The following is a 22,418-nucleotide window of genomic DNA, read 5'->3' as shown; positions in this document are numbered from 1 at the left end:
ATAGGAGTGGAGCGTAAGCACAGGTGGCTGGCGATAATGGCGGCAGCGGAAGCAAGGGACCCGTCCGGCGACTCGTAATTGTCGAGTCGCCGACCAAGGCGCGCAAGATAGCCGGCTACCTGGGATCCAACTACGTGGTCGAATCCTCCCGCGGACACATTCGTGACTTGCCGCGCAATGCCGCTGACGTGCCCGCCAAGTACAAATCCGAGCCGTGGGCGCGCCTCGGGGTCAATGTCGACGACAACTTCGAACCGCTCTACATCGTCAGCCCGGAGAAGAAGAGCACCGTCACCGAGCTCAAGGAGCTACTCAAGGGTGTCGACGAGCTCTACCTCGCGACGGACGGTGACCGCGAGGGTGAGGCGATCGCCTGGCATCTGCTGGAGACCCTGAAGCCCAAGGTGCCGGTCCGCCGGATGGTTTTCCACGAGATCACCGAACCCGCCATCCGGGCCGCCGCGGAAAACCCCCGTGACCTGGACATCGCCCTGGTCGACGCGCAGGAAACCCGCCGCATCCTGGACCGCCTCTACGGCTACGAGGTCTCACCCGTGCTGTGGAAGAAGGTCGCGCCGAAGCTGTCGGCAGGTCGGGTGCAGTCGGTGGCCACGCGCATCATCGTGCAGCGCGAGCGGGAGCGCATGGCGTTCCGCAGCGCCGGGTACTGGGACGTCACCGCCGAACTCGACGCGTCCGTGTCGGACGCCGGCGCCACGCCACCCAAGTTCACCGCCAAGCTCAACACCGTCGACGGCCGCCGGGTTGCCGCCGGCCGTGATTTCGACTCGCTGGGCCAGCTCAAGAAGCCCGACGAGGTGCTCGTGCTCGACGAGGCCAGCGCCGGGGCCCTGGCCGCCGGTCTGCGCGGCGCCCAGCTGGCCGTCAGCTCCGTCGAGCAGAAGCCGTACACCCGCAAGCCCTACGCGCCGTTCATGACCTCCACGCTGCAGCAGGAGGCCGCCCGCAAGCTGCGGTTCTCCTCGGAGCGCACCATGAGCATCGCGCAGCGGCTGTACGAGAACGGCTACATCACCTACATGCGTACCGACTCGACGACGCTGTCGGAGTCGGCCATCAACGCCGCGCGCAACCAGGCGCGGCAGCTCTACGGCGACGAGTACGTGCATCCGTCGCCGCGGCAGTACACCCGCAAGGTCAAGAACGCCCAGGAGGCGCACGAGGCGATCCGCCCCTCGGGTGACGTGTTCCAGACGCCGGGCCAGCTGCACAGCGCTCTGGACACCGACGAGTTCCGGCTCTACGAGCTGATCTGGCAGCGCACCGTGGCCTCGCAGATGGCCGACGCGCGCGGCACCACGCTGTCGCTGCGGATCGCCGGGACGGCTGCCGGCGGCGAGCAGGTCGTCTTCAACGCGTCCGGTCGCACCATCACGTTCGCGGGCTTCCTGAAGGCCTACGTCGAGAGCCTCGACGAGCAGGCCGGCGGTGAGGCCGACGACGCCGAGAGCCGCCTGCCGAACCTGACCCAGGGACAGCGCGTCGACGCCGCCGATCTGACCGCCGACGGACACACCACCAGCCCGCCGGCCCGCTACACCGAGGCCTCGCTGATCAAGGCCCTCGAAGAACTCGGCATCGGCCGCCCGTCGACGTACTCGTCGATCATCAAGACCATCCAGGACCGCGGCTACGTGGTCAAAAAGGGCAGTGCGCTGGTCCCGTCATGGGTCGCCTTCGCTGTCATCGGACTGCTCGAGCAGCACTTCGGCCGGCTGGTGGATTACGACTTCACCGCGGCCATGGAGGACGAGCTCGACGAGATCGCCAACGGCCAAGAGCAGCGCACCAACTGGCTGTCGAACTTCTACTTCGGCGGGGAGCACGGCGTCGAGGGCTCGATCGCCCGGGCCGGTGGGCTCAAGCACCTCGTCGGCGGCAACCTCGAAGGTATCGACGCACGAGAAGTCAACTCCATCAAGCTTTTTGACGATGCCGAGGGTCGTGCAGTGGTAGTCCGGGTGGGCCGCAACGGGCCGTACCTGGAGCGCATGATCGCCGACCCTGACAATCCGGGGGAGCTCAAGCCGCAGCGCGCCAACCTCAAGGACGAGCTGACTCCCGACGAGCTGACCCTGGAGCTGGCCGAAAAGGCTTTCGCCACACCGCAAGAGGGTCGGGTGCTGGGTGTCGATCCCGTGTCCGGGCACGAAATCGTGGCCAAGGACGGACGATTCGGCCCCTACGTCACCGAGATCCTGCCGGAGCCCCCCGAGGATCCAGATGCGGGGGCGACGGCCAAGAAGGGCAAGAAGCCGACCGGACCCAAGCCGCGCACCGGATCGCTGTTGCGCTCAATGGATCTGGAGACCGTGACGCTCGACGACGCACTCAAGCTGCTGTCGTTGCCGCGGGTGGTCGGCGTCGACCCGTCCAACAACGAGGAGATCACCGCACAGAACGGCCGGTATGGGCCATATCTGAAGCGCGGCACCGACTCTCGTTCTCTGGCCAACGAGGAGCAGATGTTCACCATCACCCTCGATGAGGCGCTGAAGATCTACGCTGAGCCGAAACGCCGTGGGCGCCAGGCTGCTGCGGCCCCGCCACTGCGTGAGCTGGGCACCGACCAGGCCTCGGGCAAGCCGATGGTGATCAAGGACGGGCGATTCGGCCCGTACGTCACCGACGGCGAGACCAACGCCAGCCTGCGCAAGGGTGATGACGTGCAGTCGATCACCGATGAGCGCGCATCGGAGCTATTGGCCGACCGCCGGGCGCGTGGGCCGGTCAAGAAGGCGGCGAAGAAAGCCCCGGCGAAAAAGGCCGCCGCCAAGAAGACCGCGGCCAAGAAGGCCCCAGCGAAGAAGGCCGCCGCCAAGAAGGCCTGACCTGATCTATATCAGCCCGTCAGGTCGCTCTCGGCGGCATCGCGCTCCAGATCCCGTGGCAGGACCAGGTTCATCGGGCGGGCCAGCTGGGTGGGCACGGTGCGCCCGCGCAGTTCGACGATCTCGCCGACGTCCCAGCTCAGTGCCTCGGCGTCCAGTGCGCCGCTGACCGCGATGGCCGAGGCCAGCACGTGGCCTTCCTCCAGCTTCGCGAGCTCGGTGAGCCGGGCGGCCTCGTTGACCGGGTCGCCGATCACGGTGTACTCGAAACGGGCCTGAGCGCCGATGTGGCCGGCGATCGCCCGCCCGGCCGAGACCCCGATACCGAACTCGGTGTCGGTGCCCAGCACGCTGAGCAGCTCGTCGTGCAGTTCGCGGGATGCCGCCAGCGCGCCGCCGGAGGCGTCGGGATGTTCGATGGGGGCACCGAAGATGGCCAGGGCCGCGTCACCCTGGAACTTGTTGACGAACCCGCCGTGACGGTTGACGGTGTCGACGATGACGCGGAAGAACTCGTTGAGCAGGTTCACCACGTCGCCGGCCGGGATCGTCGATGCCAGATGCGTCGAACCCACCAGGTCCACGAACAGCACCGCCACGTCACGTTCTTGGCCACCCAACTCGGTGCCGCGCTCCAGGGCGCGACGGGCCACGTCCTCACCCACGTAGCGGCCGAACAGGTCACGCAGCCGTTGCCGCTCGGCCAGCTCGCGCACCATGTCGTTGAACCCGGCCTGCAGCAGGCCCAGCTCGCTGGCGTCGTAGATCTGCATGTGGGCGTTGTAGTTACCGCGCTGTACCTCGCCCAGCGCCCAGCGCAGCTGACGCAGCGGATCGGCGATCGACATCGCCACCAGCACGGTGCCGGACAGTCCGATCACCAGCGCGGCGATGGCCAGCAGCAACAGCGGGGTGATCAGCCGGTCCGCGGATGCGGTCAGGATCGAGAACTTGCTGGCCACCAGGGCCAGCACGATCGCCAGGACCGGCACGCCCGTCGACAGCACCCAGGTCAGCACCTGGCGCAGGATCACCCCGGGGGCGCGGAAGTTCTCCGGAACCCCGCCGCGCAGCGCGGCCACCGCGACCGGCCGCAGCACCCGCTCGGACTGCAGGTAGCCGATGATCGCCGTGGCGGTCGCCCCCAGCGCGGTGGCGACGAGAACCACCGGTGCGGACTTACTGGCCACCGGCCAGCTGGCAACGATGAACACGATCGAGCCCAGGAACCAGTTCGTGACGCTGATCAGGGTGCGGTAGAACGGCATCTTCAGCGCCCGTACGCGGGCCAGCTCGGTGATGCGGGGGTCGGACTTGGACAGCAGGGTGTCGCGGCGCTGCCACCGGATCACCGGGATCAGCAACCGCAGGGCCAGGTAGGCACCGACGGTGAACGACACAAACAGATAGCCCAGGAAGATCGCCAGGTTGAGCACCGGCAGATCCTGGAGCTGGATGCGGTCCTCGGGCGGCAGACCGAAGCGCAGAAACCCCAGCACGAACAGCGCGCCGATGATGTCGGCCTGCAGCATGCCCAGGGTGAACACCGGCCACGGGGTACGCGCCACCCACCGGACGAATGCATTGATTCGCCTCACGGGTAAAGCCTGCGCGGTCACCCGTTCACCGTATCGGGCCGCAGGGACGTTGAGCGCCTGCTGTGACGTGGTTGTGTCGGCTTGACCACTACTGTTGGGGACGATGAGCGGTGTCTTTTCGCGGCTGGTGGGCCAGCACGCGGTGGAACAGGAGCTGGTAGCGGCTGCGTCGGCAGCCCGTGGTGATTCGCCACACAGTGGCACCACTGTCGGGACCATGACACATGCCTGGCTGATCACCGGCCCGCCCGGATCGGGGCGTTCGGTGGCCGCGCTCTGCTTCGCGGCGGCCTTGCAGTGCACGTCAGAGGGGACGCCGGGGTGCGGGGAATGCCGGGCCTGCACGACGACGATGGCCGGCACCCACGCCGACGTGCGCCGCATCGTGCCCGAGGGGTTGTCGATCGCGGTCAAAGAGATGCGCGAGATCGTCCAGATCGCGTCGCGCCGGCCCGGGACTGGGCGCTGGCAGGTCGTGGTGATCGAGGATGCTGACCGACTTACCGAGGGCGCGGCCAATGCACTGCTCAAGGTGGTGGAGGAGCCGCCGGCCTCGACGGTGTTCCTGCTCTGCGCGCCGTCGGTGGACCCCGAGGACATCGCGATCACGCTGCGGTCTCGGTGTCGGCATGTGGCGCTGACCACGCCGTCGGTGGACGCCATCGCCGACGTGCTGATCTCCGGTGACGGCCTGTCGGAGGACGATGCCCGCTGGGCAGCCTCGGTCAGCGGCGGACATGTGGGACGGGCCCGCCGGCTGGCGACCGATCCGGAGGCCAGGGAGCGACGCAAACGGGCGCTCGGGTTGGCCCGGGACGCTGCCACGCCGGCGCGGGCGTTCGCGGCCGCCGAAGAGATGGTGGCCGTCGCCGAGTCCGAGGCACTGGCGCTGACCGCAGGGCGCAACGAGACCGAGACCGAGGAGCTCAAGACGGCCCTCGGCGCCGGCGGAACCGGAAAGGGCACCGCCGCCACCACCCGCGGGACCGCCGGCGCGCTCAAGCAGCTGGAGAATCGGCAGAAGTCACGACGGACGAGGGCTAACCGCGATGCGTTGGACCGCGCCCTGATCGACCTCGCCACCTACTTCCGTGATGCGCTGCTGGTGTCGTCGGGCGCCGGCGGCGTTACGGCGAACCACCCTGACATGGCCGAGAAAGTGGAGGCCATGGCCGCCCACGTGCCGCCGGACCGGCTGCTGCGCTGCATCGAGGCGGTGCTCGGATGCCGCGAGGCGCTGGCGGTCAACGTCAAGCCCAAGTTCGCCGTCGACGCCATGGTGGCCACTGTGGGGCAGGCGCTACGTGGGTGAGTTGGGTCCTGGGCGGCGTCTGCCGTAAAGTGGTGCCGCCCGGTTCGCCGGGCGCGCCACCCTAGCTCAGTCGGTAGAGCAATTCACTCGTAATGAATAGGTCAGGGGTTCGATTCCCCTGGGTGGCTCCACACGTTCTGGTAGAACGTTGGTGCCGGATAGGCTCACCGCTATGGCACGGGTCGTGGTGGGTGCGGTTCTCGTAGCAGCGGTTTCAGTGACATCTCCCGTGGCGGTGGCTGATCCGGGGCAAATCCCTGATCTGAGTGGTTACACGGCGGTGGATATCCACGACTACAACACGTACTACAACTACCCGACGACGAATGGCGCGCAGTTCGTCACCCCGGGTGGGTACCGATGCCGGATCACCTACACAGGCCGTGCCAATCCGCCCATGAAGCAAGCCACCTGCTGGGGTCAGCTGCCCGGTACATCGAGCAACTTGGTCAATGTCTTCGCGGCCATGTCAGGCGACCCGGCGAGGTTTTCCACCGGGGATCTGGCGGCCATGGAGAAGTACACGGACTACAAAGAACCCCGTGACCGCACGGTTGACCCGGCCGACTACAAGCTGCTTCCCGCTGGTAGCAAGCTCGTCTACCCGAACACCGGGACGTGCGCCGTCACCGAAGCGAGCACGGTGTGCGTGATCGGTGACCACGGCTTCGAGCTCTCGGAGCGCGGTAGCCGCGTCTTCTAGTCCTTGGCCAGCGCGTCACGCGCCACGTTGCGGGCGGTATTTGCAGCAGGGAATCCCGCGTAGCCGCTGGCGTGGTAGATGACCTCGGCGATCTCGTCCTCGGTGAGGCCGTTTCGGAGGCCGATCTTGACGTGTGACTCGAACTCATCGGTCGCCCGCAGGGCGATCAGGATGCCCATGGTGACCAGGCTGCGGTCACGCCGGCTCAGGCCGTCACGGCTCCACAACCGGCCGAAGACATTGTCGACGCCGATCGCCAGCAGCTCATCGCCGAAGCTGCCGTCGGGTTCGACGACGTCGGCCGGCAGGTGCGGCACCATCTCTCGGAGGACCCGCAGACCCTGTTCACGTACGTCAGTCATGCCTGCCAGCTTGGCACCTGGTCAGAATCAGTCGTCGACCGACCGCATCACCAGCATGTTCGAGCCGCTTTGCAGATACGCAGTTGATCGCCAATCGTTGTTGCTGCGTGCACTGCTGGTGAGGAATGTTTCGCCGCGGACTAGCTTCCCGATGTGATTTGCATTGGAAAGCCAATGTCGTTGCGGGCGATGGTTCCGGGGTAGCAAGGTGAGGTTGCGCCGACGGTGGGCGGGAAACTCGTCGGTGACGCGGAAACGATCTGTAGGCGGTAGCCGTCGGGGCCATAGCCGAACTGATTGGGCTTGCGGAACTCGTCGCGTTCGGTCACGTTCCATCCCCAACTGCGCCAGACTTCGCCGACATTCCTGACTGTGGTGCCGTTGTCGATTCCTGGGGGCGAGTGGAGTTCACCTGTGGTGCTGAAATTCCTCGGCGCGGTGGGTGAGCTGTCGTTGTCGTCGCAGTAACTGGTTGAGCCAGCAGATCCGTATCGCGTGCCGTCCAGCACGGTGCCCGACGGCAGGCCGTCCAGAGTTCGTTTCAGGTAGCCGAAAACTGTGTCCTGTGCCTGCTGTTGTGATTGGGGCACGACGTCTTTGACGTTTCTACCGTTGTGCTCAATCCGTCCGCCGCAGGCCGTGACTGTTAGGCAGAGCCCGATGAGGACGAAGGTGACAAGTTTCAGCTCAGTTCCGAAATACCCGCTCCCAGATTCAGTCAATGAGTGCATTGATCTCCTCAGGGATGTCGTCAGTCGTTTCCGGATAGATGCTGGTCTTGACCCAGGCCTCATCGCGCTGCCGGTCGACATGCGCGGTACCGACATCGCTTGAAAACAGCCACAATTGGTCGCTCGCAGATAGCCAGGTGATGTTGATGCCGTGCCGGGTGCTGTAGGCATACGAGTCGCGGAACACCTCGGCGTCCGTGGCCTTGTCCCGGATCACTGCCACCCAGGTTTCGACGCCGTTCTGCTCCGGCCCCATGGCGGCCGACACTTCGTACTGTCCGGACGGTGAGTCCTTCGGATGATCTGGCCGCGCGAAGCGGTCGTTGTTGCGATTCGCACTACTGCCGAATATGCCGCACCCGCTGAGGATGCAGGCGGTCACTATTGCGATCGCGAACTGTAGGGCGATCGTGCCTTGATGCCCTTGCCACCTGGGCATGGGTGGTGCCTACTCTCCGGTGGCAGTGATGACGACGATTGGCGCACCCTCAGCAAGGAAAGCCTTCGACTTGACCCTGGCGCTGGTGAATGCCGCGTCGAGTTGACCACTGGCAAGGAAGCCGCCTTGCGGCAGGCTCGCCCGCAACGATTCCCAGACATCGGGCTGGTCAGTGGTCGGAAGGGCGCGATACCTCGCCTTCAAATCGTCCGCGACGGACGGGCTCAACTCGACGATGCTGTCGATCCAGTACAGCGACGGTCCAGGGACGTCCGGATCACCCATGTCTCCGCTGACCCACGACGCCGCGACGGGTGATCCGAGCGCCGGGAAGCGCTTCGTCAACGGCTCTAGCTCGTGCCGGACGGGGTTGGACGTGGTCTTGGCCGCGGGGGCGTTCACTGTGTTCTCCATCCGTTGCCGTTCGTGCGAACTGGGGAAACATGCTGAAAGTGCGAATGCTGCGGAGGCCAACGAAAGGGTCACAGCGCATATTCGGTGCACCCCACGAGAATTCGTCACGGCAGTGTCACTCCTCCGGTATTGCGATTGTTATCTGGCACGCGTACCCCACCTGGGCTACCTCTGCCATCCACACGGTCCTCACGGCCGGGATTGAACTGCGGTGGGTTCGCTTTCTGGGTTGCATCGTCGAGGTCGCTTCGCAACAATCGGCCACCCGCAAGCTTTGCCTCCCATTCGGCCCGCTTCAGGTAATCCCCCAAACCGGGTTCGGCGGAACCGTACTTGAAGTCTTCGTCCCAAGAGATGTCCGGTTTCGTAGGCGATCCGATGACAAACTCGGGCCCTCCGGATTCGCCGGGTTTCGATCCAGGCTCGTTCTACGCATCGCCGTCGGAGTCCTGCGAATCTTTGCGTTGGCTGCCGGCGAACTTTTGGTTCGTCAGCTCATCGAACTGGTTCTTGATGCCATTCACGCTTTGCCCGATCGCGACCATGTCGTTGTTGGCGTTTTGGACGGTGTTGTTGACTTGGGTGATGCCTTCCCTCGCGATAGGGATCAGGCTTTTCTCGCGGGCTTGAGAGCTCAGCGATTTGGGCAGTGAGTCAACCGCGCTGTCAACCCAGGACTTGGTGACGTCGAGTTGACCGCGTCCGGCGGTGACGACGTTCGCAGCCTTGTTGAGTTCGGCTGCCATCTTCCTGTCGAGGTCAGAAAGCTTCTCGTATACCGCGGCGTGCTCTTTGTTGGCCGCGGCGTAGGCCTGTGACGCTGTGCCTTGCCAGCGGTCGTCGGGCGTGGCCGATTCGATGGTGGACTTCATCTGCATCAGCTTCGAGCTGCTGCCGTCATAGTGGCTGCCGTCGGTGGGGGTACCTACGCCGAACGTGTCCTTGGCTTTACTCCACGTGGAATAGAAGCCATCAAGCGCGCTCACAGAATGCCCCCCACCAGGATCCCGACAGTCAACCGTCAGTATCTCAGCACCCGAACTACCTCGGTGCCAGGAATCCGATAGGTCCGGGGGAGATGCAGACCGACAGCGCGGCGGTGTTGGCGGCCACGGAGATGGACTGCCCGGCCCCGGGCAGTCGGACGAACACCCGGTTGAGGCCGGGCCGCACCGGAACTTTCACCTCGGGGCCTTCGGCCAGGGCCATGGTCAGTGATCCGTCGCTATTGGCCAGGTAGTTGATCTCGGCGGTCCAGTCGGCCGGCAGCAGGGGCCCATCCAGGGGCATGACAACCGGTTGATCTGGTTGGACCAGGAAACCGCAGCGAGGTGCCGGGCCCTCGACAATGGTGCGCACCCAGGTCACCTTGGCAGGGAGCAGCGCCCCGGTCCGGTCGAACATCCGCAGATCAGTTGTCGCCGAGGCAAACTCGGGTCGTGGCGAGGCCAGTGCGAACATGTGGCTGGCCAGGTTCTCCGGGGCGGCCACGCGTTGCAGGATCAGCGGATCGACCTCCTGATCCAGCAGTGGGGCGGCCGATGAGGTGGACGCCAAAGACGCGCGGGCATTGTTCAGATAGGCCGGCACCGGGTTGTCCTGCCACACCTTCAAGAAGGTGAACGTCGAATACAGGCTGCTCGCCACGAAAAGCGCTGCAACACTGACACATACGGCAGTGCGCGCCCGCGACGCCGAGAGTAGGCCGGAAGAACTTCGATTCGGCGCACAGAATCCCACCGCTGCCAACAGCGCCAGCACCACCACGAGGTCCGGCAGATAGCGCAGCGTCTGCGCCAATTCCAATGCGGTGAATCGCGACGAGCGCATCAGGTAGATCGGGATCTGGCAGGCCACGGCGTAACCCAGGGCCACGACCAAGACCGGCCAGATGCGGGCCTTGCGCACCAGCACGACCGCGACGGCGACAACAAGCACCACCCAGCCCAGCACCATCACCGAGAAGGACGGGGTGGCCCACGGGGACGCGGGTGCCCAGCGTTGCCAGGACCACGGCCCACCCACGATCCCGGGCACGATGCCGTGAGTAAAGGAGCGGCTCAGCAGATCCCACGTCATCCCCAGGTCGAAGCTCCACCGCTTCTGATCGACGACGACGAGGTACACCCCGATCCAGGCAACAAGGAGCGCGAGGCATGAAACCCACAACCGAAGACCTCGCCGCCACACGTCCGCCAACGAAAAGGTCCCGGTGACGTATCCCAGCAGCGCGACGACCGCGAACGCCACAAACGGGATCACCGCGGCCTTCTCGAAGAACAGCAGCCCGCCGAAGAACACCAGCACGCCGAAGGCCGCGTGCCGGGAAGCCCCGGTCCGCACCAGCAGCACGGCCTCACCGCACACCCACGCCAGGGCGGCCAGCATCGGCAGGGAGTTCAATGCCGCCGCCCACCAGGCGAACCCGGGCAACGCCAACGGCGTGAACAAGGCAAAGGTCAGGGGGATCAGCAGCACGGGCCGCCAGCCGAGGATTACCCACAGGGCCCGCAGCAGCGCCAGCGAGGCCAGCAGTTGCATCACCACCAGGCTCACCGCGGCCAGCACCCAGGAGAACGGGGCCACCCGGGTGACCGCGCCGGACACCAGGAACGCCGCGGGCATGACATGGCCGTCGTGATCGTCGAACAGGTACGACGGCGACAGCAGATTCTGGGTTCCGGCCCGGCCGATCAGGATCAGATCGTCCCAGTAGAAATAGCCGCCGAATGCGAGTACTGCCCGGACCACCAGGTGCAGCGCGATCAGCGCGGCGGCAATGCGGGCGACCTTGTTCACTCTTGCCGACTGTACGGACCCAGCGGAGGCCAATCTGCCGTCGGTATGGTGAGGCCGTGCGAACACTGGTGACAGGAGCGGCAGGTTTCATCGGATCGACGCTGGTTGACCGGCTGCTGGCAGACGGGCACAGCGTCGTCGGGCTCGACGACCTCAGCTCGGGGCGGGCAGAGAACCTCAGCAACGCCGAGAGCAGCGACAACTTCGAGTTCGTCAAGGCCGACATCGTCGACGCGGACCTGCTGGGCTTGTTCAAGGACACCCAGCCCGAGGTGATCTTCCACCTGGCGGCCCAGATCTCGGTGAAGCGTTCGGTGGACGACCCGCAGCTGGACTCCACGGTGAATGTGGTGGGCGTGGTCCGGTTGGCCGAGGCGGCCCGGCAGTCCGGCGTGCGCAAGGTGGTGCACACGTCGTCGGGCGGCTCGGTGTACGGCACCCCGCCGTCCTATCCGACGAACGAGGACACCCCGACGAACCCGGCTTCGCCCTACGCGGCGAGCAAGGTGGCCGGCGAGGTGTACTTCAACATGTTCCGCAATCTGTACGACCTGGATTGCTCACACATCGCGCCGGCCAACGTCTACGGCCCGCGCCAGGATCCGCACGGCGAGGCCGGCGTGGTGGCGATCTTCGCCCAGGGCCTGCTGGCCGGGCGGACCACCAAGATTTTCGGTGACGGCAGTGACACCCGCGACTACGTGTACGTCGACGACGTGGTGGACGCCTTCGTGAAGGCGTCCGGATCCGCGGGCGGTGGACAGCGGTTCAACGTCGGCACCGGGGTGGAGACCTCGACCCGCGAAATGCACATGGCGATCGCCCTGGCCGTCGGCGCAGCGGACGACCCGGAGATGCACCCGCCGCGGCTCGGTGACCTGCGCCGTTCCCGTCTGGACATCACGCGGGCGCGTGAGGTGCTGGGCTGGCGGCCACAGGTGGATCTGGCCGCGGGTATCCCCAAGACGGTCGAATTCTTCCGGAGTAATTCTCGCTAAAAGATTGTGAGTACTCACTTTCTGCTCTAGCGTTGCGTCATGTCCTACGACGTCATCGTTCGCAACGGCCTGTGGTTCGACGGCACCGGCGCCCCGCCGCAGGTCCGTACGCTGGGGATTCGCGACGGGGTGGTGGTCGCGGTATCGGCCACGCCGATCGACGAGACCGACTGTCCCGACGTCATCAACGCCGGCGGCAAATGGGTGTTGCCCGGCTTCGTCGATGTGCACACCCACTACGACGCCGAGGTCCTGCTCGATCCGGGCCTGCGGGAATCGGTGCGTCACGGCGTGACGACCGTGCTGCTCGGCATGTGCTCGCTCTCGACGGTCTACGCCGACACCGAGGATGCTGCCGATCTGTTCAGCCGCGTCGAGGCGGTTCCGCGCCAGTTCGTGCTGGGCGCCTTGGAGCAGCACAAGACCTGGTCGGGTCCGGCCGAGTACGTGAAGGTCATCGACGACCTGCCGCTGGGCCCGAATATCGCGTCGCTGCTGGGGCATTCGGATCTGCGGGCCTCGGTGCTGGGATTGGACCGGGCTACCACCCGCGGCGTCACCCCGACCGACGCCGAACTGGAAACGATGGCGGCCAAGCTCGACGAGGCCCTCGACGCGGGCATGCTCGGTCTGTCCGGGATGGACGCGGCGATCGACAAGCTCGATGGGGACCGGTTCCGGTCCCGCGCATTGCCGTCGACGTTCGCGACCTGGCGTGAGCGCCGGCGCCTGATCAAAGTCCTGCGCAAGCGCGGACGGATGTTGCAGAGCGCGCCGAATGTGGCGAAAGTTCATGAGGCACTGAACTTCTTCCTGGAGAGCAGCGGCCAATTCGGTCGACGCCGGGGTGTGCGGATGAGCCTGCTGGTATCGGCCGACGCCAAGTCCTCGCCCGGTGCGGTGCGGGTGCTCGGGCCGGGTGTCCGGCTGCTCAACCGGATCCTGGGCGCCAATGTGCGGTTCCAGCATCTGCCGGTGCCGTTCGAATTGTATTCGGACGGAATCGATCTGCCCGTGTTCGAGGAGTTCGGCGCCGGAACGGCCGCGCTGCATCTCAAAGATCAGTTCGAGCGCAACAAGCTGCTCGCCGACCCCGAATACCGACGCCGGTTCCGCAAGTCCTTCGACCGGCGCGTGCTCGGACCGACCTTGTGGCACCGCGACTTCCACGACGCCAGGATCGTCGAATGCCCCGACAAAGCGCTGATCGGCAAGAGCTTCGGGCAGATCGCCGACGAGCGCGGCATCCACCCGCTCGACGCCTTCCTCGATGTGCTGGTCGACAACGGTGAGCGCAACGTTCGCTGGACCACCATCGTGGCCAACGACCGGCCGAAGTTCCTGGACAAGCTGGCCAAGGAACCGTCGGTGCACATGGGTTTCTCGGATGCCGGTGCGCACCTGCGCAACATGGCGTTCTACAACTACCCGGTGAAGCTGCTCAAGCGGGTACGCGATGCCCAGCTGGCCGGACGGCCATTCATGACCACCGAACATGCCGTGCACCGGCTGACCGCCGAGGTGGCCGACTGGTTCGGCGTCCGGGCCGGCACGCTGCGCCAAGGTGACCGCGCCGACTTCGTGGTGATCGACCCAGCCGGCCTCAACGACACGGTGGAGGCCTACCACGAGGAGTCGGTCCCGTTCTACGGCGGGCTGAGCCGCATGGTGAACCGCAGCGACGACGCCGTCATCGCGACCGCCGTCAACGGTGCCGTGGTGTTCCGCAACGGTCAGTTCCGGGACGGCTACGGTGAATCGGTGAAATCGGGCCGGTACCTGCGGGCCGGTGTCGAGCAACTGGACCACACGTCCGTCTAGACATGGCGAGAACCCAGCGGCAGCGTCGTGAGGAAACCGTGGCGCGCCTGCTCGACGCCAGCATCGACACCATCGTCGAGGTCGGGTACGCGCGGGCGTCGGCGGCGGTGATCGCCAAGCGGGCCAAGGTTTCCGATGGCGCGCTGTTCCGGCATTTCCCCACCATGAGCGATTTCATGGCGGCCACGGCGCGAGAGGTGGCGCGCCGTCAGTTGGAATTGGGAAGCAAGCTGATTGCAGACATCGCCGCCGAGCAACCGCCGTTGCCGGCGGTACTGACGATCCTGCGGGACATCGCGGGCAGTGATACCAACACCGTGTGGCATGAGCTGCTGATGGCGGCGCGCACCGATGAGAAGCTACGGGGCCCGCTGCAGGTGGTGCTCGCCGAGTACGTCAACAACATCCATGAAGTCGCCAAGACCACACCGGGGGTCGACCAATTCCCCGAAGATTCATTCAGCGTGGTGCTGGCCGTCCTGCTCAACACGTTCGACGGCGCGGCCATGGTGCGCCGCGTGCTGCCACTGCCGGAACTCGAGGACGCCCGGATCGCTATGTTGGCGGCGCTTCTCAGCCGCTAAGCGTCTTCCGGCACCCGCACGTCCTGCAGGGCCACGGCCCGGGCCAGCCGGGCGTAGCGCAGCTCGAGATCCTTGATGCGAAGGTACGTCGACAGCGTGACGAAGACGAACGCGATGATGAGCATGTACTCCATCAGGTCCGTACCGCGGTCCACGCCAAGCCAATTGGCCACCACAGTGGTGTCGTCGGGGCGCAGGATCGCGTAGATGCCCGCCGCCACGAACAACACGAAACCGACCTTCACCCACGCCTTGGATCGTGCGCTGCGCCGTGACCCAAGCAGGTACGCCAACAGCACCAGCACCGCGACGATCAGTAGCGCCTGAATCCAGTTCATCGGGACATCCTCCTGCGTAACAGCCCGTCGAAGAGGATGTTCACCCCGTTGAGCAGTGGTTGCCCCTTGGACTTCGAGTAGTCGGTGTAGAGGATCTCGACCGGTTCCTCGACCACGCGCCAACGCTTTTCATACGCCAGCGAGATGAACTCACCGGCGTGACTCATGCCGTTCATGGTGAGGTTGAGCTCGTCGGCCACCAACTTGTTGAACACCCGCAGGCCGTTGTGCGCGTCGGTGAGCCCGAATGCGCGGCTCTGCGGGCTCAGGAATGCCGCCGCGCGCAGGATGATCCGCTTCAACGGCGGCGTATGCGTCACCGCGTGGGCGTCCGGGTTGGCGAACCGGGTTCCCACCACAAGATCGGCACCGTCGGTGTCGAGCCGGTCGATCATCCGCACCACGTCCTTGACCTGATGCTGACCGTCGGCATCGAACGTGGCGAATACGCGGGCGCCGGGCCGGCTGCGCGCGTATTCGACGCCGGTCTGGATTGCCGCGCCCTGACCGAGGTTCACCGGATGCGGGACGACATGCGCGCCGGACCGCACGGCCAGGTCGGCAGTGCCGTCACGGCTGCCGTCGTCGACACACACCACGTTGGGGAAAACCGAGCGCACGTCGGAGATGACGTCGCCGATGATGCTCGCCTCATTGAAGGCGGGGATGATGATCCAAATGTCGTGAAAGCGCATGTCGATGGGCACCAAACTACACGGCGGCCCAATGTCGCGGCCGGAGCCGCTCCGCAATCATCCGGGAGCCCGTCGGACGAGCGCGCCCAGGTGAACCGCGATACCCACCAGCGGTCCGCACAGCAGCGCGATGACGGTACGGGTCTCCAGCCCCACCGGTAGCAGGAGCAGTGCCACGGCCGCGACGGTGGCGATGATCCATCCCAGCGCGTAGGCCCGGTGCAGGGCGGCGGCGACGGTGGCGGCGCCGGTCAGTGTCAGCATCGCGATGGCGACGGCAGCTGCGGTCAGCCAGGCGAGCAGGGCGCCGCCGGCGCGGTATTCGTCGCCGAACCCCACCCGCAGCAGCCAGGGCCCCAGAAGTCCGGCTGCGGCCACGCCTACAGCGCCCAGCGCGGCCACCGCGGCCGCGGGAACCAGCAACGCCCGCAGCCGTTTGTCGCGTTGGTCGACGAAGTGCGCGATCAGGTTGCCCTGCATCGCGGTGAGCGGAACCAGCAGTGGCGCACGCGTCAGCGTCACGGCCAGGATCACCACACCGCCGGCCGCGCCCAGATCACCCGAGGTGGCCTTGAGCAGCACCGGGAATCCCATCACCAGGACCGCGCTGGCGCCGGCCGCGGCGATCGAGTGCGCGGCCCCGCGCAGGAACGTCGTGGGGCTGCCCGCGGTGAGCAGTCCGGCGGCCAGGCGCGCTGCCGGTGCGGCGATCAGCATGATCAGCCAGGCCACCGCGCCGGCCACGGTCGCCCACAGGAACCCGGCGAGGCCCCAGCCGAGCACGAACGTCGCGGCGGCGACGGCCACCCGGATTCCGGCGTCGGTCACCATCAGTGCTCCGTACTCGGTCCACCGGTTCACCCCGGCGAGCATGCCGAGCAGGGTGGCGTGCAGACAGAATCCGGCCAGCCCGACGCTGAGCAGCACGACGCTCAGCGCGCGGGACTCGACGAACACATGTGCGCTCCACAGCGGCGAGCTGACCGCGATGACGAGCGCCGCGACGATGCCGACCAGCCCGGCGATCCGCATCGGGTGCGTGGTGGGGCCGCCGCTGAGATCCCGGTGTCGCGACGAGCGGACCTCACGAGTGGCCTCCTGCAGCAGGCCGTTGGCGGCCCCGGTCACCAGGCCGAACGCGCCCCAGAACACGCTGAAGACCGAGAATCCGGCCGGCTCGAGGGCCCGAGCCGCCAGGTACAGCACGGCGTAGCCGCACACCGCACTGATCGCCGTCGCCAGCCCGACGCGGGCGACGCTGCTGCGCGTGATGGGGCCGGTTGCCGGGGCGGCGCCGCCGTCGGTCACAGGTCCGGCAGCTCTTTCGAATACAACCAGGCCTGCCACAGCGGCTGCAGTGGCTCGTCGGTGTAGCCGGCGGCCAGCCCGGTGAAATCGTCGGTGAATGCCGTACTGTGGCGGTAGCGGGCCGTCCAATCCCTCAGCAGCGCAAAGAAATTGCGGTCACCGATCAGGGTGCGCAGCGCGTGCAGGGTCAGCGCTCCGCGCTTGTAGACCCGGTCGTCGAACATGTCCTCGGGCCCGGGATCGGACAGCAGTAGGTCTTGGGGCTTGTCGCGCAGCCGCTCGTGATAGTGCTCGGCCCACTCCGCGGCGGTGTGCCCGCCGCTGTGCTCGGACCACAGCCACTCCGCGTAGCAGGCAAATCCCTCGTGCAGCCAGATGTCGCGCCAGCGTCGCGCCGTCACCGAGTTGCCGAACCACTGGTGGGCCAGTTCGTGGGCGATCAGCCGCTCGGCGCCGCGGTGCCCGTCGCAGTGGTTGGCCCCGAAGATCGAGATGCCCTGGGCCTCCAGCGGTATCTCAAGGTCGTCTTCGGTGACCACCACCGTGTAGCCGCTGGCCAGCGGATAGGGGCCGAACATCTTGATGAAGAGCTTCATCATCTGCGGCTGATCTTCGAAGTCGTGCTCGAAATTGCGGCGCAGCCGGGCGGGCAGCACCGCGTGCATCGGTACCGGTGTCTTGGTCAGCCGCTGGCTCTCGTACTGGCCGATCTGCAGGGTGATCAGGTAGCTCGATGTCGGTTCGGCCTGTTCGTAGGTCCACACGGTGTGGCCGGCGCGGGCTTTTCGGGAGATCAACTCGCCGTTGGCCAGGGCGTAGTACGGGCTGTCGGTGCTGATCTGGATCCGGTAGCTGGCCTTCGAGCTGGGATGGTCGTCGCACGGGAACCAGGAGGCCGCCCCGTTGGGTTGGCCGGCCACCAGGGCCCCGTTCGACAGTTCCTCGAAACCGACTTCACCCCAAAAGGTTTCGATGGGGCGCGGGGTTCCGTTGTAGCGGATGACGACGGTCATCGCCGCACCGGCGGGCAGGGCCGAGGGCAGGGTGACCGACAGCTTCCCGCCCGAACATCGGTACTGGGCGGGGCGGCGGCCGTTCACCGAGACCCGCGACACCGCAAGTGCGTCGGACAGGTCGAGGGTGAAGGTGCGGATCGCGGCCAAGGTCACCGCGGTGATGGTGGCGGTCCCGGCCAGCCGGTTGATCGCCACCTTGTATTCCAGATCGAGTTCGTAGCGCGACACCCGGTACCCGAAGTTGCCGTTGGTGGGCAGATAAGGATCGATAACTGGTGCGGGCGTCACTTTCTTTGCGGCCTTCTTCGATCGGGTCACGCGGCAGGGTCTTCTGTCTTCTTGGCAGTCTTGTCCGACTTCTCTGCGGCCTTGTCCGTGGATTTTTCGCTGGCACGTTTCTTGCCGAACATGTTCCACGGGGCGATCGGGTTGCCCTGCCAGCGTGTCGACGGTGGTACCTCATCGCCCCGCATGACCAGCGAACCCGGGCCGACCGTGGCGCCGGCACCCAGGCGCGCCGCGGGCAGTGCCACGCAGTGCGGCCCCAGCGTCGAACCCTCTTCGAGCACAACGCTGTCCAGCCGCATGATGCGGTCGTGGAACAGGTGGGTCTGCACCACGCAGCCGCGGTTGACGGTGGACGCGGTCTCCAGCGCCACCAGATCGGCTTCGGGTAGCCAGTAGGTTTCGCACCACACGCCGCGCCCGATCGAGGCGCCCAGCCCGCGCAGCCACAGGTTCATCACCGGGGTGCCGCTGGCGGCCCGGGCGAACCAGGGTGCGGCGACGGTTTCGACGAAGGTGTCCGACACCTCGTTGCGCCACACGAACGACGACCACAGCGGATGTTCCACCGCGCGAATCCGGCCGACCACCAACCACTTTGCGATCACCGCGATGGTCCCGGCCACCGTGCCGGCGACCAGCAGCACCACACCTGCGGACACTGCGGTCCACAGGAAGCCGAACCGGATCGTCACGGCCTGCATCGCACCGAGCACCGCGATGCCGATGGCGAAGGTGACGATCACGGGGATCAACCGGCAGGTTTCGACCGCCGAGCGCATGATCTTGAGCCGGACCGGCGGATGGAATGTGCGTAGCGCATCGGCGGCGGTGGCGTTGCGGCGCAGGCGGACCGGTGGGCTGCCCAGCCAGGAGGAGCCGGCCTTGGCCTTGTGCGGCGTGGCCGACAGCACGGCCACCAGCCCGTCGTTGGGCACCTTGCGGCCCGGCTGCGTGATGCCTGAGTTGCCGAGGAAGGCGCGCTTGCCGATCGTGGCTTTGGCGACATGGATCCAGCCGCCGCCCAGTTCGTAGGAGGCCACCATGGTGTCGTCGGCCAGGAACGCGCCGTCCTGCACCTCGGTGAACTTCGGGGTGAACAGGGCCGTCGAGATTTCGGTGTCCCGGCCGACTTGCGCTCCGAGCAGGCGCAGCCACCACGGTGTGAGCAGGCTGGCATAGATCGGGAAAAGGTAGTTGCGGGCCGCGTCCATCAGGCGTTCGGTGGTCCACAGCTGCCAGCCGACCCGGCTGCGCACGGGGTGGTAGCCCTCCGACAGGCGCACTGAGAGCAGACGCACCCCGATCACGGTCAGCGCGGCGTAGGTGAGCAGTGCAACCAACGCTGCGGCCGGGGTCCATGCCAGGGCCGGCGCCACAGCATCGGCGGGTGAGGCGGTGCCGTGCACTCCCCAGGCGATCACCGCGAGGCCGGCGGCCAGGGCCAGCAGCGGCAGGCCGGCGAGCAGCAGCGAGGACACCCCGTACACGGCGACCCACAGCGGGGCGCGCCGCGGCCGGTGATCGGGCCACGGGTGGCGGGCCTTGCCGGATTTCACGGCGGGCGAACCCTTCCAGAACTGACCGTTCTTCACCTTGCCGGTCACTGCTGAGCCGGGCGCGACATCGGCGTTCTTGCCGATGCTCGCCCCGGGGAGCAGCGTGGTGCGAGCGCCGATCGTGGCGTCGTTGCCGATGGATACCGGCCCGACGTGGAACAGGTCGCCGTCGATCCAGTGCCCGGTCAGGTCCACCTCGGGTTCGACCGAAGCGCGGTGGCCCATTTTGAGCATTCCGGTGACGGGCGGAGCCGAGTGCATGTCGACGCCCTTGCCGACGCTGTTGCCCAGGGCGCGGGCGTAGTAGACCATCCACGGCGCACCGGCCAGGTTCTCCGCGCCGCTGGCATCGGCCAGCCGCTCGGCGATCCAGACGCGGAGGTGGACCGCGCCGCCGCGTCGGTAGGTGCCGGGCTCAAGCCCGGTCAGCAGCATCCGGGCGAACAGTACGGCGATGCCCATGCGGCCCAGCGGCGTGACGAACAGCAGGAACCCGGCCAGTACCCACCACCAGCTGAGCGGGTGCGCCCACGACACGATTCCCGAGACGGCGGCCAGGTTGTTCAGCAGTGCCAGCCAGACCACCCACTGCATGCCGGTCAGGGTGGCCAACGGCAGCGACAGTGCGACCTGTGCGGCCTGGGTCAGCAGCGGCGTCGGTGTGACCTCACGGGTGTGGATCTCCGGCGGCGGTTTGAGCTCGTCGAGATAGCCGGCCAGTGAACCGAGCCGGGGGTGGTCGTAGAGGTCGGCGACGGTCACCAGTGGGTAGCGCTGGCGCAATGCGGCCACCAACTGTGCGGCGGACAGCGAGCCGCCGCCCAGCGCGATGAAGTCGGCCTCCGGACCTTCGACTGGCGTACCGAGTACGTCGCGCCACAATCCGGCCAGCCAGCCCATGGTGCCGTCGAGTTCGGGGGCGTCCTGATCGGCACCTCCGGACGGTGGCCACGGCAGTGCGTCGCGGTCCACCTTGCCCGACGTGCGGGTCGGGAGTTCGTCGAGCAGCACCAGGCGGGGCACCAGGGCGGCCGGCAGTGACTCGGACAGCGCGGTGCGCGCCGCAGCCAGGTCGAAGCCCGGATCGGCGCTGGCGATATAGCCGACCAACAGGGGTGTTCCGCTCGCGGTCTTGCGCACCGCGGCCGCACCGCCGCTCACCCCGGGTAGGTGAACGAGTGCGTTGTCGACCTCGCCCAGTTCGATGCGACGGCCGCCGACCTTGACCTGATCGTCGGCGCGGCCCTGGAAGTACAGGCCGTCGGTCTCCAGTCGCACCAGGTCGCCGCTGCGGTAGGCCCGGCTCCAGCCCAGCGTCGGCATCGGGGCGTACTTTTCTGCGTCCTTCTCGGGGTCGAGGTAGCGGGCCAGCCCGACGCCGCCGATCACGAGCTCGCCGACGTCGCCGATCGCCACCGGCAGGCCATCTTTGTCCACCACCGCCAGGTCCCAGCCGGCCAGCGGCAGGCCGATGCTGACCGGGCCCTGACCGTCCAGTTGTGCCGCGCAGGCGACGACGGTTGCTTCGGTGGGGCCGTAGGTGTTCCACACCTCGCGGCCGTCGACCGCCAGCCGGGCGGCCAGCTCGGGTGGGCAGGCCTCGCCCCCGAAGATCAGCAATCGGACCGCTTCCAGCGCCTCGGCCGGCCACAGCGCGGCCAGTGTAGGCACCGTGGACACCACGGTGATGTCGCGGCTCACCAGCCACGGGCCCAGGTCCATGCCGCTGCGCACCAACGAGCGTGGGGCGGGCACCAGGCAGGCGCCGTGCCGCCAGGCCAGCCACATCTCCTCACACGATGCGTCGAACGCGACCGACAGTCCGGCCAATACCCGGTCGCCAGGGCCAATCGGGTTGTCCTGCAAGAACATCCGAGCTTCGGCGTCGACGAACGCGGCGGCGCTGCGATGGGTGACGGCCACACCCTTCGGGGTGCCGGTCGAGCCCGAGGTGAAGATGATCCAGGCGTCGTCGCGCCCCAGCGGCTCGGCGGCGCGCCAGCCGCGCGAGGACCCGGGCCCGCGGACCAGGCCGGCCTCGGTGATCACCCCGACCACTCCTGCCTCGCCGAATACCAGCTCAGCCCGGTCGTCGGGGTCGTCGGCGTCCACCGGGACGTAGGCGGCGCCGCAGGCCAGTACCGACAGGATCGCCACGTACAGCGCATAGCTGCCCGAGGGCATCCGGATTCCGAGCTTGTCGCCGCGGCCGATACCGCGCGCCGCCAGCCAGGCCACGCTGTCGGTGACGTCGGCGATCAGCTCGGAGTAGGTGAGCTGTACGGAGCCGTCGTCGAGGGCCGGTGCATCGGGAAAACGCCTGGCCGTGTCGTGCAGGATGTCGACGAGCGTCCGTGGCTCGGGGGCCAGTGGGGATAGGACGTATTGCGGTGGAATCTCGTGTGCACTGGCGGCAGCTGTCACGACTACAAACTACTAAGCCGGCGGCGAGACGGCTCGCCGGTCGGGGTGCGGCGTGCCGGTTCGATTTCGATTCGAGGTCCCGGTCAGGCAGACTGGTCGGCGGAGGGGAGTATTCCTTCGCTGCGATGTCGTCATCACGTCGGTCGTCAATGGATCGATCGGTGTCGCGGGCCGGTGCCG

General features: G+C 67.0%; 18 protein-coding genes and 1 tRNA gene. 7 read left to right on the top strand and 12 right to left on the bottom strand.

Going from position 1 to position 22,418, the window contains the following annotated elements:
- Positions 1 to 23: 23 nt before the first annotated feature.
- Positions 24 to 2,852 carry a type I DNA topoisomerase gene (topA, locus tag HBE63_RS22905; protein WP_166906791.1) on the top strand — a complete coding sequence of 943 codons (2,829 nt, stop codon included), beginning with the start codon at positions 24 to 26 and terminating at the stop codon, positions 2,850 to 2,852.
- A gap of 11 nt (positions 2,853 to 2,863) precedes the next feature.
- Here the strand turns inward: topA and HBE63_RS22900 are convergent, their stop codons facing one another.
- The gene (locus HBE63_RS22900) at positions 2,864 to 4,450 is read right to left on the bottom strand and encodes an adenylate/guanylate cyclase domain-containing protein (RefSeq protein ID WP_371814801.1); all 1,587 of its coding nucleotides are present in this window, start codon (positions 4,448 to 4,450) and stop codon (positions 2,864 to 2,866) included.
- A gap of 103 nt (positions 4,451 to 4,553) precedes the next feature.
- Here HBE63_RS22900 and HBE63_RS22895 point away from each other — a divergent pair, with 103 nt between their 5' ends.
- From HBE63_RS22895 to HBE63_RS22885, 3 genes are all read left to right on the top strand, one after another.
- Positions 4,554 to 5,762, top strand: a complete 1,209-nt coding sequence (locus tag HBE63_RS22895; protein WP_166906789.1) for a DNA polymerase III subunit delta' — start codon at positions 4,554 to 4,556, stop codon at positions 5,760 to 5,762.
- A gap of 55 nt (positions 5,763 to 5,817) precedes the next feature.
- Positions 5,818 to 5,893, top strand: a tRNA-Thr gene (locus HBE63_RS22890).
- A gap of 41 nt (positions 5,894 to 5,934) precedes the next feature.
- Entirely contained in the window at positions 5,935 to 6,465 is a 531-nt protein-coding gene (locus tag HBE63_RS22885; RefSeq protein ID WP_166906788.1) for a hypothetical protein, read from the top strand.
- Here the strand turns inward: HBE63_RS22885 and HBE63_RS22880 are convergent.
- From HBE63_RS22880 to HBE63_RS22855, 6 genes are all read right to left on the bottom strand, one after another.
- Positions 6,462 to 6,827: a carboxymuconolactone decarboxylase family protein gene (locus tag HBE63_RS22880; RefSeq protein WP_166906787.1), complete on the bottom strand. Its 366-nt coding sequence runs from the start codon at positions 6,825 to 6,827 to the stop codon at positions 6,462 to 6,464. The two genes, HBE63_RS22885 and HBE63_RS22880, sit on opposite strands and share 4 nt — an antisense overlap.
- Positions 6,828 to 6,967: 140 nt before the next feature.
- A complete protein-coding gene (locus tag HBE63_RS22875; RefSeq protein WP_243858229.1) occupies positions 6,968 to 7,558 on the bottom strand; it encodes a hypothetical protein in 591 nt (196 codons plus the stop codon).
- Positions 7,542 to 7,940, bottom strand: coding sequence for a hypothetical protein (locus HBE63_RS22870; protein ID WP_243858227.1), 399 nt, complete (start codon positions 7,938 to 7,940; stop codon positions 7,542 to 7,544). Before HBE63_RS22870 ends, HBE63_RS22875 begins: the two co-directional genes overlap by 17 nt.
- Before the next feature lie 66 nt (positions 7,941 to 8,006).
- Positions 8,007 to 8,399 (bottom strand): hypothetical protein, encoded by a 393-nt coding sequence (locus tag HBE63_RS22865; protein ID WP_166906786.1) that lies wholly within the window; start codon positions 8,397 to 8,399, stop codon positions 8,007 to 8,009.
- A gap of 440 nt (positions 8,400 to 8,839) precedes the next feature.
- Entirely contained in the window at positions 8,840 to 9,397 is a 558-nt protein-coding gene (locus HBE63_RS22860) for an EspA/EspE family type VII secretion system effector (protein WP_208301190.1), read from the bottom strand.
- 55 nt (positions 9,398 to 9,452) lie between these two features.
- Entirely contained in the window at positions 9,453 to 11,210 is a 1,758-nt protein-coding gene (locus tag HBE63_RS22855) for a hypothetical protein (protein WP_166906785.1), read from the bottom strand.
- 56 nt (positions 11,211 to 11,266) lie between these two features.
- Between HBE63_RS22855 and HBE63_RS22850 the strand changes: the two genes are divergently transcribed.
- The 3 genes from HBE63_RS22850 to HBE63_RS22840 are packed head-to-tail and all read left to right on the top strand — an operon-like array spanning position 11,267 to position 14,613.
- The gene (locus HBE63_RS22850; RefSeq protein WP_166906784.1) at positions 11,267 to 12,208 is read left to right on the top strand and encodes a GDP-mannose 4,6-dehydratase; all 942 of its coding nucleotides are present in this window, start codon (positions 11,267 to 11,269) and stop codon (positions 12,206 to 12,208) included.
- 39 nt (positions 12,209 to 12,247) lie between these two features.
- Complete coding sequence (locus HBE63_RS22845; RefSeq protein ID WP_166906783.1) at positions 12,248 to 14,029, top strand: amidohydrolase family protein; 1,782 nt, start codon at positions 12,248 to 12,250, stop codon at positions 14,027 to 14,029.
- 2 nt (positions 14,030 to 14,031) lie between these two features.
- On the top strand, positions 14,032 to 14,613 hold the full coding sequence (locus HBE63_RS22840) for a TetR/AcrR family transcriptional regulator (protein ID WP_166906782.1): 582 nt from the start codon (positions 14,032 to 14,034) through the stop codon (positions 14,611 to 14,613).
- On the opposite strand, the gene HBE63_RS22835 is transcribed toward HBE63_RS22840, so the two are convergent.
- Genes HBE63_RS22835 through HBE63_RS22815 form a run of 5 tightly spaced genes read right to left on the bottom strand, consistent with a single transcriptional unit; the run spans position 14,610 to position 22,238 of the window.
- Positions 14,610 to 14,951 (bottom strand): DUF2304 domain-containing protein, encoded by a 342-nt coding sequence (locus HBE63_RS22835; protein WP_166906781.1) that lies wholly within the window; start codon positions 14,949 to 14,951, stop codon positions 14,610 to 14,612. The two genes, HBE63_RS22840 and HBE63_RS22835, sit on opposite strands and share 4 nt — an antisense overlap.
- Entirely contained in the window at positions 14,948 to 15,646 is a 699-nt protein-coding gene (locus HBE63_RS22830; RefSeq protein WP_166906780.1) for a glycosyltransferase family 2 protein, read from the bottom strand. Before HBE63_RS22830 ends, HBE63_RS22835 begins: the two co-directional genes overlap by 4 nt.
- Positions 15,647 to 15,703: 57 nt before the next feature.
- Positions 15,704 to 16,954: a hypothetical protein gene (locus HBE63_RS22825; RefSeq protein ID WP_166906779.1), complete on the bottom strand. Its 1,251-nt coding sequence runs from the start codon at positions 16,952 to 16,954 to the stop codon at positions 15,704 to 15,706.
- The gene (locus HBE63_RS22820; RefSeq protein ID WP_166906778.1) at positions 16,951 to 18,288 is read right to left on the bottom strand and encodes a M1 family metallopeptidase; all 1,338 of its coding nucleotides are present in this window, start codon (positions 18,286 to 18,288) and stop codon (positions 16,951 to 16,953) included. Before HBE63_RS22820 ends, HBE63_RS22825 begins: the two co-directional genes overlap by 4 nt.
- Entirely contained in the window at positions 18,285 to 22,238 is a 3,954-nt protein-coding gene (locus HBE63_RS22815; RefSeq protein ID WP_166906777.1) for a Pls/PosA family non-ribosomal peptide synthetase, read from the bottom strand. Before HBE63_RS22815 ends, HBE63_RS22820 begins: the two co-directional genes overlap by 4 nt.
- Between the last annotated feature and the right edge of the window lie 180 nt (positions 22,239 to 22,418).

Source organism: Mycobacterium sp. DL440 (genome assembly GCF_011745145.1).
In the GTDB taxonomy this organism is placed as follows: Bacteria; Actinomycetota; Actinomycetes; order Mycobacteriales; family Mycobacteriaceae; genus Mycobacterium.
The sequence above is the reverse complement of the archived record's forward strand: the minus strand, read 5'-3'. Positions and strand labels throughout refer to the sequence as shown.

Bases quoted from the DNA above. Each gene is read 5' to 3' on its own strand.
- HBE63_RS22895 (WP_166906789.1), top strand. From the start codon at position 4,554: ATGAGCGGTGTCTTTTCGCGGCTGGTGGGCCAGCACGCGGTGGAACAG.
- HBE63_RS22885 (WP_166906788.1), top strand. From the start codon at position 5,935: ATGGCACGGGTCGTGGTGGGTGCGGTTCTCGTAGCAGCGGTTTCAGTG.
- HBE63_RS22880 (WP_166906787.1), bottom strand. From the start codon at position 6,827: ATGACTGACGTACGTGAACAGGGTCTGCGGGTCCTCCGAGAGATGGTG.
- HBE63_RS22875 (WP_243858229.1), bottom strand. From the start codon at position 7,558: ATGCACTCATTGACTGAATCTGGGAGCGGGTATTTCGGAACTGAGCTG.
- HBE63_RS22845 (WP_166906783.1), top strand. From the start codon at position 12,248: ATGTCCTACGACGTCATCGTTCGCAACGGCCTGTGGTTCGACGGCACC.
- HBE63_RS22840 (WP_166906782.1), top strand. From the start codon at position 14,032: ATGGCGAGAACCCAGCGGCAGCGTCGTGAGGAAACCGTGGCGCGCCTG.
- HBE63_RS22835 (WP_166906781.1), bottom strand. From the start codon at position 14,951: ATGAACTGGATTCAGGCGCTACTGATCGTCGCGGTGCTGGTGCTGTTG.
- HBE63_RS22830 (WP_166906780.1), bottom strand. From the start codon at position 15,646: ATGCGCTTTCACGACATTTGGATCATCATCCCCGCCTTCAATGAGGCG.